This window comes from Ferrimonas aestuarii (assembly GCF_005116665.1).
Lineage (GTDB): Bacteria > Pseudomonadota > Gammaproteobacteria > Enterobacterales > Shewanellaceae > Ferrimonas > Ferrimonas aestuarii.
This window is the reverse complement of sequence record NZ_SWCJ01000005.1, coordinates 170,406-182,985: the sequence shown is the minus strand read 5'-3', so window position 1 is coordinate 182,985 and position 12,580 is coordinate 170,406. Positions and strand designations below refer to the sequence as shown.

9 protein-coding genes and 1 riboswitch are annotated in these 12,580 nt (G+C 48.4%); of the genes, 6 read left to right on the top strand and 3 right to left on the bottom strand.

Annotation, left to right across the window (positions count from 1 at the left end):
- Window positions 1-2: 2 nt before the first annotated feature.
- Window positions 3-201: riboswitch (Lysine riboswitch) on the bottom strand.
- A 266-nt stretch (window positions 202-467) separates the two neighbouring features.
- Window positions 468-1,403, top strand: coding sequence for a YeiH family protein (locus FCL42_RS09685; protein WP_229359828.1), 936 nt, complete (start codon window positions 468-470; stop codon window positions 1,401-1,403).
- A 16-nt stretch (window positions 1,404-1,419) separates the two neighbouring features.
- On the opposite strand, the gene FCL42_RS21695 is transcribed toward FCL42_RS09685, so the two are convergent.
- Window positions 1,420-1,572 (bottom strand): hypothetical protein, encoded by a 153-nt coding sequence (locus FCL42_RS21695; RefSeq protein WP_169308352.1) that lies wholly within the window; start codon window positions 1,570-1,572, stop codon window positions 1,420-1,422.
- 1,010 nt (window positions 1,573-2,582) lie between these two features.
- Between FCL42_RS21695 and FCL42_RS09680 the strand changes: the two genes are divergently transcribed.
- From FCL42_RS09680 to ushA, 3 genes are all read left to right on the top strand, one after another.
- Window positions 2,583-3,635 (top strand): porin, encoded by a 1,053-nt coding sequence (locus FCL42_RS09680; RefSeq protein ID WP_136863208.1) that lies wholly within the window; start codon window positions 2,583-2,585, stop codon window positions 3,633-3,635.
- A 34-nt stretch (window positions 3,636-3,669) separates the two neighbouring features.
- Window positions 3,670-6,822 (top strand): ExeM/NucH family extracellular endonuclease, encoded by a 3,153-nt coding sequence (locus FCL42_RS09675; RefSeq protein WP_136863207.1) that lies wholly within the window; start codon window positions 3,670-3,672, stop codon window positions 6,820-6,822.
- A gap of 278 nt (window positions 6,823-7,100) precedes the next feature.
- Complete coding sequence (ushA, locus tag FCL42_RS09670; RefSeq protein WP_136863206.1) at window positions 7,101-8,834, top strand: bifunctional UDP-sugar hydrolase/5'-nucleotidase UshA; 1,734 nt, start codon at window positions 7,101-7,103, stop codon at window positions 8,832-8,834.
- Window positions 8,835-8,891: 57 nt separating this feature from the next.
- On the opposite strand, the gene FCL42_RS09665 is transcribed toward ushA, so the two are convergent.
- On the bottom strand, window positions 8,892-9,197 hold the full coding sequence (locus FCL42_RS09665; protein ID WP_229359824.1) for an EscU/YscU/HrcU family type III secretion system export apparatus switch protein: 306 nt from the start codon (window positions 9,195-9,197) through the stop codon (window positions 8,892-8,894).
- Window positions 9,187-9,852, bottom strand: coding sequence for a hypothetical protein (locus FCL42_RS09660; RefSeq protein ID WP_136863204.1), 666 nt, complete (start codon window positions 9,850-9,852; stop codon window positions 9,187-9,189). The genes FCL42_RS09665 and FCL42_RS09660 overlap by 11 nt, the downstream gene beginning before the upstream one ends.
- Before the next feature lie 610 nt (window positions 9,853-10,462).
- On the opposite strand from FCL42_RS09660, the gene FCL42_RS09655 reads away from it, so the two are divergent.
- Together FCL42_RS09655 and FCL42_RS09650 are read left to right on the top strand one after the other, a co-directional pair.
- A complete protein-coding gene (locus FCL42_RS09655) occupies window positions 10,463-11,224 on the top strand; it encodes an MlaA family lipoprotein (RefSeq protein WP_205729251.1) in 762 nt (253 codons plus the stop codon).
- A gap of 54 nt (window positions 11,225-11,278) precedes the next feature.
- Entirely contained in the window at window positions 11,279-12,355 is a 1,077-nt protein-coding gene (locus tag FCL42_RS09650) for a response regulator (RefSeq protein WP_136863203.1), read from the top strand.
- Window positions 12,356-12,580: the final 225 nt, after the last annotated feature.

Genomic DNA, 12,580 nt, shown 5'->3' with positions numbered 1-12,580 from the left:
CGTCCTTCAGTAGCGCTCCACAGTAAATTTTATTCCCCAACTCCTTTAGGGATTTACTATGGCAGTGCTGCACCTATTGAATGCAGCCCCAGCAATCCGGGATGACGCCCGAACCACTTCGGCATCGGCTCCTTTGATTCGAACTCTCTGGGGGTCACCCTAATTCGAACTACTGATAGACGATGCGCCTCTACAAGACATCCGCTGCAAATCAACAGATGCCACTTGGATATAACCACAGAGGGTAACGAAATCGGAACCTTGAATCCAGACAAATGTGATCTTTGTCTCAAGTTAAATTTATAAAAACTTGCTAAAAAACAGAAAAAAACTGCCAGTAATCTCGAGAAAACAGGGCTTTTACGACCAAGTTTCGCTCAAATTGTGTAAGTTGCTTTCAATCTAGCCTTAACCCGAGAAAGCAAGCGCCCTATAATGTCGCCCTAATTCGTTTTTAAGGACCACCTATCGTGTCCACCACTTCAAACTTTCGCTCTACGCAACTGGCGTTTTTTGGCTTGGCTCTGGTGTGCTTAACGCCATTAGTCAGCTCACCGATGGCCCTAATACTCGGTGTTGCCGTTGCGAGCCTGGGATGGATCCCTAAAAACATCAACACCGCCGCCGTAGCCAAAAAGCTGTTGGCCTACTCCATCATTGGTCTTGGTTTCGGCATCCAATTAGACCAAGCCATCGAAGCCAGCAAAAGCGGCATCGGTATTGTGGTCACGTCGATCTTCGCCACCTTGATACTGGGAACGTTATTGACTAAGTGGATGGGGCTCGATAAGAAAACCGGATATTTGATCTCATCAGGAACCGCCATCTGCGGTGGCAGCGCCATCGCCGCAGTTGCCCCGGCCATCGACGCCAAAGATCATCAAACGTCCATCGCCTTAGCCACCGTATTTGTTCTCAACTCAGTGGCACTGTTCCTGTTTCCAGTCATCGGTCACCTGCTAGAGATGAGCCAGCACCAATTTGGTGTGTGGGCAGCCATCGCCATTCATGACACCTCTTCTGTAGTCGGGGCCGCTGGCGCTTATGGTGATGAAGCACTTATTACCGCAACCACATTGAAGCTGGCTCGAGCCCTGTGGATTATTCCAGTTGCCTTCATTAGTGCGTTGCTGTTTCGTCAAAAAGGCAACAAAGTTGCCGTGCCGATGTTTATCCTATTTTACTGTCTGGCCATCGGTGTCGCCCACCTGTTGCCACAATTCCAGCAAGCCTACGAGCTGATCTTCTACGCCAGCAAACGTGCTTTAGTGCTGTGTCTATTTTTGATTGGCTGTGGAATTAGCGCTAAACGCCTAAAAGAAGCAGGGCCCAAACCCCTAATTCTGGGTGTGTCACTGTGGTTGGCCATCAGCAGCGGCTCACTGCTGTATCTCATGACCTAACACTGTCATTTGGCTTTTATTCTGCTTCGGTGGTGGTCGCTGTTCCCTTGGTTATCAGGGCCACCACAATGGTAAAGCCAACCAGTTCGATTACCGCTTGCCACAACCCTTGAGTCAGGTAAGCCGCGATAGCCATCACCGGCACTAGCACATACAATCCCCGGTGCATAACGGTTCCTTTCCCATAAAATTCAGAACTCTATTATTGGAGTCTCTCATGGGGCCATCAACAGCGTTTCGCTCTATCTCATTCCGTATCGCGATAACGACTGTAAAGTTAGCAACGCTATTGCCAAACTCTACACTTGATATTAAAGATGCCACTCTGCGAACCATTAACGACAGCGTCGATAAAATAACCGCCATTCATAAAAAAATAAGCGGTGAATAAAGCACCGAACCCAACAAACTGTAACTCAATACCACCCCAATACAAACAAATGAGATCTCGGTCAGAAAAAGCTATAGCCGGAGGAGCCATTCACGAAATTAAACTACAAATTCGCAAGTGGACAACACTAAAGAATCAAACCTACCGAAAATAGTGCAGCAACCCGTAACCCTGTTACTTCAAAGATGCAAATATGAGAAATATTTTCAAACATTGCATTAATAGTGAGGAATACATCACTCGAAACCACCGACTCTTTACATTCATCATCAATATATCGACAAATGCAAAATACGCAGTGCCAAACACCAGCCCACCCACATCAAACAAACTAATATCAAGCAAAAGACAACCCAAGCAATAGAACACACTGTTTCACATAAAAAACAGCGTAGGGCTATCGCTTGTTTTTAACATTGGGATTACCTAGCATACGCACCTGATCCACAGGGAGTTTGCGAAGAACCTCAAAGTCGAGGCATGACGTAGTAGTGAACTTAAATTCACTTAGTTTCGATGTGATTATTCTAAAAATAGCGATTTTGAACATAATGTTCTCAGCTGTGCATAAAACAAAAATATGCAAAATTAGAGTTAATTTACTCAATTTATGAATTTACTTAACGTTACTCAGTTTATTCCCCTCACTTTGCTAACCACTGGCAATGGCTGTCAGTTTGTTTACGCAATCTCCCCGTCGAATCACGTTCTGATGAATAAATATCCTTAAACAATAATTCAACTAGCACTTCGACTGGTTGATGTTTATAAAAATGGAATTACACGCGATGCTAAAGAAAACAACCGTTGCTATCGCCCTCACTGCTCTATTTACTGCAGGCTCAGCCAGTGCAGTTACCTTGTCTCAAGGTGGTGAAGGAGATCATGTACGCCTTTATGGTGAAGTGGGTGTTGGGGGTCACATCGATACCAATCCTGATTACAATCATGACGAGTTTTACGACACCAAAGGCTATGTTGATGACAGCTTCGCCACCATGGGCGTTGAAGGTCAAAAAAAGAACTTCCTTTATCGTCTAGAACTGGATTATCAGCGCCGTAACTGGCTGGGCGGCGACGGGGAATTTGAACTAGACATCGACAAAATGTATGTCGGCTACGCCTTTACTCCCAACCAGTGGATCGAGATCGGTCTTACCGACACCGCCTTTGACGACTACGATCATTTCGGTGACTTTACCTTCAACAAATCCGTTGAAACTGGCGAAGCTGGCGATCAAGAGAACACCGTAAAGTACCAAGCCGAGTTCGAACACCTGATCTTTGGTGCTTCCTACTCCTACGAAGGTGAGCACAAAAACGGCTCCCTACAAGGCGATATTGTAAACGGCTACGTTGGTTGGATGTCTGATGTATTCTCTGTCGTTATTGGCCTCGAAGGTCGGGGAGGCTCAGATAGCCTAACTAAGTACGGTGAACAACAACAAGTTGGTCTAGGCATGCGCCTAAAAGTGATGCCTCAGTTAACTCTGGGCTTCAACGGATTCATCGAAGATGAAGATCTCGCGACTCGTAAGAGCGGCGATACCTATTTAGATTACCAAACCTTCCGTAACTACGGCCTGACTCTGACTGGTAAATATGACTTGAACCACCAGTGGGAGATCATTGCTTCAGCAAACCATGAAGAGTACGAAAATTGGGACGTAGAGAGCCCTAATTACGACTTCACTGAGCTTCCACCCGAGTACGGCAAAGACCGTCGCTGGGGCAGTATCGGCTTCAATTACCGCCCGGCAAAAGACATTGTTTTGTCTCTGGAAGGCCGCTTTGGCGAAGCTCCGGAAGCCGGCTATGCCTACGCTCGCATGTACTTCTAATTCCAAATCGAATTAATAATTTACCGAGTTTGCTATGAATAAAAGTATTCTATCGCTGGCCATTGCCAGCACCATCAGCGCAGGTGCACACGCCGCCGTTGACGATCTATTGATCACAGAGATGCTACAGAAAGATGGCGCTGCCAATATGGGCGCCGTTGAGATCACCAATACCCACGCTACCGATGCATTTACCTTTACCGAAGAGACTGCGGTTTACATTCTTGGTAACGGCCAATACGAAAACAAACTGCTGAGAGCGGATGGCAAAGCACTGCTCACAGATCTCACCATTGAGCCTGGCGAATCACTGGTTGTATTGAACGACGGTGCCAGCGATGAACTGAAAACCACCATCACAAGCAACGATGGTAACTATATTTTAGGGGTTGGCCACGCCGATACTCGATACTCGAACTTCTACCTAAGTGGAAATGATGGTGTCTTCATCAAGAATGGCGATACCATCATCGATCGCGTTGGCCCTGTAGGCGATGGCAGCGTGTGGGCTCCCGATACCACCTTGCGCCGCCGTATGGACGCAGATGGCAACGCACCAGCACCAAGTGAAGATTACACCGCATCCCAATGGGAAGAGATCTCACCTTTGGATAGCTCAACCGTTGGTGAGCCTAACTTGGCAGACTCGTTCATACCTTTCGTTTGTGAGAACTTGACCGACATCAGCGTCATTCAAGGCGAAGGTGATAAATCACCGCTTGCCGGGGAAAGTGTTACCGTTCAGGGTGTGGTTACCGCCGTAGTCAGCCTACCGACCAAAGGTTTCTACCTTCGTAGCGAAGTTTCGGACAATAACCCACTGACCTCAGATGGTATTTTTGTTAAAAGCGGCAGTGCCGACAGTCAGATGATTGGCCGAACTCTTTGTTTGGGCAGCGAGGTAGCTGAGAACTATGGTCAGACCCAACTGTCTGCTGAAACTTGGCAAATCGTTGACAACAATATCACCCCAACTGCAGCAACCAATATTGAAATCCTAGAGTCCGATAACGGTTCATTCCGCAACACTCTAGAGCGCTATGAAGGCATGCTTGTTAACCTGCCTACGGATATGGATCCGTTAAAAGACGGCGAGCAAAACATGCGCGTATCTCGTAGCTTCAGCTTCAACTATGACAGCTACCGCAATAACATTACTTTGGCTTATAGCCGCCCGAATATGCAGCCTAACCAGCTGAATGTTGCAGGAAGCGATGAGTCAAAAGCCGCAGCGGCTCAGAACGACGATTATCGACTGACCATCGAAAGCTCAACCAAAGCAGCTAATGGTCAAATCCCTTATTATCCGCAATTTGAAACTGCACCAGAGCATAACTACATCCGTATCGATGACAGTGTGATCGGCATGGAAGGGGTTATCAGCTACAGCTACGGTGAGTACGCACTTACCGTTACTAACGAACTAAACAACAGCAACTTCGTCCACAATTTACCTAGAACAGACAGCCCAGACATCAAAGAGGATGCACCGAAGGATCACTTCGCCATCCGTGTTGCCAGCCAAAACCTGTTCAACTACTTCAACTCGCCATTTGGCGGAGACCAGAACCAATTTGGTCAAAGTCGAGGTGCCGACACCTATGACGAGTTCATTCAGCAAAAATCAAAGCTGGTTGAAGCGATTCGAGCCCTAGACGCTGATGTTGTTGGTTTGATGGAGATGGAAAACAACGGTTTTGGCCAGAACAGCGCCATTGCCGATCTGGTCAACGAAGTAAACGTATTCTACCACGACGAATACGCCGACAATGCTGACAAGCCTTACTCTACGGAAAATCGCTACGTATTCGTTGGTTTCGACCACAACGGCAACGAAGTGCTGGATGAGCTGGACTCTCTGGGCTCTGACGCCATTGCGACTGGCATTATCTACCGCCCAAGCAAGGTCAGCATCGAACGCACTCAAGTTATCACCATGCCTCAACAAAAGGCGCCTACCATTGTGAATGACAACAATGAGGTGATCAAAGATGGTAACGATGAGATTCTGGAGAGCGGCCAGAACTACCACCGAGATGCATTGGTCGTAACCTTCGTGGTTAACCAAACCGGCAAGCGTTTAACCGTTGCTGTGAACCACTTTAAATCTAAAGGCTCTACCTGTTGGGAAGATTGGCAAGGCGTTGAGTTTGGAGATGCCACTGTATGGAAAAGCAGAGCACCGGACTTAGACTTCCAAGGTTCCTGTGCTGAATTCCGTGTCGCTGGTGCCGTTCGCCTTGGGGAAGAGATGCAGCAGATCGCTGGTGATAAGATCATCATGGGTGACCTAAATGCTTACGCTCATGAAGACCCTCTGCTGGTACTGACCGAAAACCCAACCAACAAAACGTTGACTACAGCTCGCGATACCTTCATCGGCAGCAAGCCTCAATTTAACTCAAATGGCGACCCAATCACTGTGACTAACAGTTTTGGTTATGTTGACATCGTTGGCAAACTGTTTGAAGAGAAAGGCAAAACACCTTGGAGTTACTCCTACAATGATGAAGTGGGCTCTCTGGACCATATCCTGATTACCCCTTCTCTGGAAGATCGTGTTATTGACGCTGCGGATTGGCACATCAATGCTGCAGAATCAAACCTGTACGATTACAACTGGGAATACAAGTGCGTCAGCTATAGCAGCTCTAATCCTTGTTCAGAAAACAAGTACTATGCCGAAGACCACTTCCGCTCTTCAGATCATGATCCAGCATTGATCACCTTAAGCTACCTGCCAGGTGAAACTGAATCAGGAAATGCTCTGCACCTGACCAAACAGAACAAGTTAATTAAAGTTCCATATCAGGTTCCTGCTGCTGCCGATGCCCTAAAAGGGGATGTTGCTACCGTAAGCCTCAGCCCATCGAATGATGAAGACCGTCTGGATCTGAGCCAACTGGTTGAGCCAAATGTGGTGTTGACTGAAGATGGTCAAACCATGGTGACCTTCGAAGTCTTTGGCGCTCCTTCAGCAAGCTATAACGTCACCGTAGCCCTTGAGCGTGATGGCAAAGTTGTTGCTGATTCCAGTCGTAGCTTCAAAGTAAAAGTTGCCAGCCGCGACTCTTTGGTTGCAGACATCGTAGAGGAGAGCAGCGATGGCAGTGGTGGTAGCACCAGCTGGTTCGCCTTGCTGTCTCTGTTTGGCTTAGCAAACCTGCGCCGCCGGATGAGCAAATAAGTACCATCAAAGATAAAAGCCAAAGCCAGTGCCGCGGCTTTTGTTAAGTAAGTCGATTACGGGGGAGTGGCGTATGTTGTGCTCTTTAGAGGCAGCCGTCGCCTCCCGTTTCAACTAAACACCCTTAGATGGCTTCAAAGGCAGCACCAGATAAAATCTCGGTGCTGCTTTTTCACTATGTACATCTTGGCTTGCACTCCAACAGGGCATGCCTTTGCCTCGCCCAAACGGGCAATGGATCAGCGCAGCCAAAACACTGTCTCTCTTGAAGGATTATCATGACTCGCTCACACCTTCCCTCCTGCCTGATTACCACTGGCACTGTCGTCGCCCTAGCCATCGCGCTAACTGGGTGCAGCAAAAAAGAGGAACCTCAAGAGCCGGTAATCACCGCATCTGCGGCCTGCATCGCTGCCGGTGATGACTGCAGAAAATTCACCATACTGCATACCAATGACCATCATGGTCGTTTCTGGCATAGCAAGCGCGGCGAATACGGCATGGCCGCACGAAAAACCGTCATCGACCAGATTCGCGCAGAGGTTGCCGGGCAAGGTGGTGACGTCCTTCTTCTCTCCGGTGGTGATATCAACACCGGCGTGCCCGAATCCGATCTGCAAAATGCCGAGCCTGATTTTATCGGTATGAACCACCTTGGCTATGACGCCATGGCCGTAGGTAACCACGAGTTCGACAACCCGCTGTCGGTAGTGGATATGCAGCGCCAATGGGCGGACTTCCCTTGGTTGTCAGCCAACATCTATCGCGAAGTTAACGGCAAATGGCAGCGCTATTTCGAACCATACAAGTTATTTGAAGTTCAGGGGTTAACCCTTGCAGTCATCGGTCTTACCACCGAGCAAACCGCGGAAATTGGTAACCCTGAATTCGTCAAAGATCTCAAGTTCACCTCTCCCCGCCAGGAGATCCAGCTGATTCTGACCGAACTTGAACAGCAACATAAACCGGATCTTATATTTGGCTTAACCCACATGGGTCACTATGAAAATGGCGATCATGGTAGCAATACCCCCGGCGATGTGGCGTTAGCAAGAAGCCTTGCCCCTAGACAGCTGCAAGCGATCATTGGCGGTCACTCTCAGCTCCCGGTGTGCATGGAAGGAGATACCGGGCTCTATGTTGAGGATTACAGCCGAGATGAACCCTGTAAGCCAGATCGCCAAAATGGCACTTGGATCATGCAAGCCTACGAGTGGGGCAAATACGTCGGCCGAGCTGACTTTGAGTATTACGGCGGCGAACTGCATTTAGCGAATTACCAGTTGGTGCCGGTAAACACCGCCACTAAGTTCGACTCCATGTATCCTTTCCAACTGCAAGTGCCCAAGGATAAGGAAACCACCGATCTACTGCGCCCTTATCAAATGAAGGGACAAGAGAAACTCAAAGAGAAGATCGGCGTCGCAGAGGCGAAATTCGATGGCGACCGCAAGGTAGTGCGCTACCAGATTAACCCTCTAGGCATCATGCTTGCCCATGCGCAGACACAGCTTCCTAATCCGGCCGATTTTGGCATCATGAACTCTGGAGGCATTCGAACCTCTCTAAAAGAGGGGCCGATTCGCTACCGTGATGTATTGAAAATTCAGCCATTTGCCAACAGCGTTACCGTTACCGAGATGGGCGGCGAAGAGCTCAAAAAATACCTCTCGAAAGTGGCCACCAAAACTCGTGGTTCGGGGGCTTTTGCACACTTTAGTGGCATCAATATGACCGTTAACTGCCTTTCGCGCGAAGTGGATATTAAGTCCATTAACGGTCAGCCATTCGATGCCGACCGAAGCTACCGCTTTACGCTGCCCAGCTATAATGCCGCCGGTGGCAACAAGTATCCAAAGCTAGAGCAGGCTCGCAACACCGGTTTTGTTGACGCCGACATGCTGTATCAGTACGTAAAACAGCACAGTCCACTCAACCCGTTGGATTACAACCGCATCAAAGACGTTCGCTATATCAACAGCGTTACGCCTTATGGTTGTGGTGGTCGCTAGTCTGAATTTCTAGCCAGCCTCCCAAAACAAAAAAGAGCTGCCTGTGGCAGCTCTTTTTTATGAGTAAAAATCAATTTTTTCATGGACGTTTCGCCACTGCTCGGGGAACTTGCCTTCCAATAAATAGGCATACGCAATCAGCTCGGCAATCACCAAATACAACTCAGGGGGAATCGATTGACCCACCTCTAACTTATCCAGCAGCTGCGCTAATTGCTTATCTTCATGAACCAAAATTCCAGCTTCTATCGCCGCTTGCTCGATCTGATGAGCCAAATCTCCTTGGCCCTGAGCCACCACTTTCGGGGCGGTTGGAGCCTCGTACTTTAACGCTGTCGCCAGCTTAGTGTTGTTATCGTCCATGGGCACCATAGGTCACTCGCTTAGCTGGAGTCGCAATCGACTCAGGGATCTGGCCAACTTGGCATAGGGGGACCTGTACCGTCATCCCTTGTTGGTTCAGTCGCTCCATTAGCTCTTCGGCATGCTCATCGACTCGATGGGCTAACTGCCGACTGTCGCTAATAAGGGTTAACTGCAGTGCCAAGTCTTGATATCGGGCTCGCATCAGCAGCGCTCCTTGAGATAACTCAAACTTTAACGTCAACAGCCAAAACTCCGAGTCTGCCTCAGGATAACGGGCAACCCCTAGCTGAAGCTGCTTTTGACGCTGCTCCAGCTCGTAAGGTAAGGCAAAATAGAGCAAATATTGATTTTCATCTAGGCTGCTACGACGCTGAAATTCCATATGCTGACCCAAAAGTTCCGTCAGCGCGGCAATCAGTGAAGCCTGCGAGGCTTGTTGAGTCACGGGTAGCGTACGGCCTTTTAGTGCCACCAAGACCTTGGCCAGCTCAACCAGAGGCCCGCGACCTCTTAAGTGGCCCAACTGTCCCAATAGGGATTGAACCAACACTGGCGACGCCAACATACTCAAGTTTGGCAACAACTGAGATAAACCGCCAGAGCTTCGCCCCGACACCGCCTGCAACAAAGCAACAATTTGATCATTTTTCATCAGCTGCTCTAGCCGAGGTTGAATTAAATTGTCACTTAATGCGTTTGCCTGCACAGATTTTTCCGAAGGCGCAGAGATAACACTAGCCAACCGATAGAGCAACACTTTGGGTCGGCCAGATTCCTCCGAGAGCCGTAGCCATACGGGACCAGGAGAAGCTCCGTTAACTTGATGCAGTATTTCACCTTTCGTTGACAGCAACTGCCCGACACTGTTCAAGGACAGTTTTAACGCTTTGTGGTTGTTTAAATTGGCTTTCTGAAGATTTTTAACTACATCCGGCTGTGATATGGTATGCAGAAGGGACACCGTTTTGGGGGTCGAATTCTGAGGTTGGCGCCCATTGAGGAGCACCCAACTTCCGACCGGCAGACTCATTGAACTTGGTGAAGGGATCGCCTGATTTCCAACTGAAATGGCTGTTCCTCCGGCCAGTCGCTGTACCTGTCCCCATACAAGATTAGGGTTGGTTTGAGGACCTGATTGAGCCGTGGCCGAGATAGCTGCAGTAGGCAAAATGGCCATCAAACACTAAACTCCATATTAATACTTAAAAATCACCAAAAATATCAAGCCAATTCTTGGTTGTACTTATAGAGGATATCGACGCTTGAAGGATTTTCTTAAATTAGGGCTAGTACTTTCTTTGAGCTTTTTGCCAAGCCTAAGCTTCGCAGTAGAATCTCAATCTACCCCTGAAGTTGAATATATCGATGAGCGAGACCCTTGGGAAGGGGTTAACCGCAGCATCTGGTACTTCAACTACCAAATTTTGGATAAGAAACTGTTTCGACCGGTCGTCTACTTTTATGCAGACTATGTACCCGAGGGTGCCCGAAACGGCTTAGACAACTTTCTCCACAATTTGGAAGAACCCTCTAGTGCTGTCAACAATCTACTTCAAGGTAAAGGGGGCTGGGCTGCTAATGCAACCGGACGTTTCCTCATCAACTCCACCCTAGGCGTCGTGGGGATTTTTGATGTTGCCTCCAATATGGGATTGGAACGTAAACAAGATGAGTTTGGCGAAGTATTAGCCACTTGGGGAGTACCCGATGGCCCTTATCTGATGCTACCGGTTTTAGGCCCGTCAACCATTCGCGACGAAGTCGGCGATTACGTGGATGGCCTGTACTTCCCTTATGCCAACTTTACCTTTTGGCAATCCGCAGCCCGCTGGGCGTTGGATGGTTTATCCACTCGCTCCAAACTGATTGGCCAAGAAGCCATTTTGGATAACTCCCTCGATCCATACTCTTTTGTTAAAGAGGGATATTATCAATATGTGGCCTACAGTATTTACGATGGAAATCCGCCTATACAAGAAGATGACGAGGAGTTACTCGAAGAGTATCTTGATGAGCTTGACTAAGCTTCCCTTGTAGTGAGTGGTCGATGGGGGCTTATTGGGTAGGAAATTATAAAAATGAGATCAGCTAAGCCAGCCATTTTGATTATTGATGGCGAACAACAAAATCGCCAAAGGGCAACTGAGGTGGTCAACCAATTTGACTTGGAATGTCATGAGGTTGACCAATGTCAGGATGTGTTACAGAGATTGACTACGCACTCTATCGAACTGATCATCCTCAACATGCAATGCGCCGGCGAAGGCGCCATCACGCTGCTTCGCAGTCTCAACGAATCTCGATCGCCAATTCCAGTGATCTTGATTACCCCGCCATCGATATTCATGCAGCAGGTTGTTGAACGCTATAGCTTTGTGGTCGCAAGCATCGATAACCTCTCCAGTGACCACTCACTTGAACAACTCTCTAAACTGATCGCTCACACGGTATTGCCAAATACAGAGCGCCGCTGGTCTCCCAAAGAGTTAACTCAGCTCGACATCGATGAGTTTGCAGAGAGCGGTGTTGCGGAAATTTCACAACAGTTGATGTATCAAAAGCCCAGTAGCAGGCTCTACCAATGTCAGCTGGATTATTCAATTTACAGCCGCAACCTATTGTCACCTTGGTTTGTCAGTCACGCCGCCATCACTCAGCGACACACTGCCGGCTTTTTGGCATTCTCCCCAGTCTCTGATCATCGAGCGGCGGTGATCAGTGCGGTACTCCAAGCCAACCTCAACCGTCTGCGGCGACGACGAAAAGAAGACCCACCTGAAACCTTGCAACCTGAATTGCTGTTACAAAAGCTTGCGAAAGAGGTTAGATTGTCCGGCCTCGACATCCAGGTTGAAATTGGCTTTTTTATCTTTGATGGTGATAGCAAAAAGCTCTCCATCAGCATTGTGGGTAGTCATATAAGAGGTTACCTGAGACACGATCAACAACTAACCCCAATGATGTTGCGCTCAGCAACCTCGTTAATTGAAGAGCCGCTCATGTGTGCCGCCATTACCAAAACCCTAAGCCCCGATGACCAATTTGTGCTATTTGGTGGAGAACCAGAGCTAAAAGAGCGATTGTTGCAGGACAAATTCGAAGGTTTTATCGAGTCTAGATACCAAGGCGGCTTCCTCCAGTTATCATGTCACTGAGCTCTTGTCTCTCCCCCAGCAACGTTTTCACAGCGAATACCGGTAAAATGCAGTTGATTAGACCAACAACGGCCGTGGGGGATACCACTCACACGGCCTTACCAAAAGTGCAACCCCAATAGCCACTCAGACAACTCTTCAGGCCAACCTTAGGTGGTCTTAAGCCCATCGAATGCATTCATACTTTGCTTAAGGTTCCTGAGCAGAGTTAAAGTAATCACACCA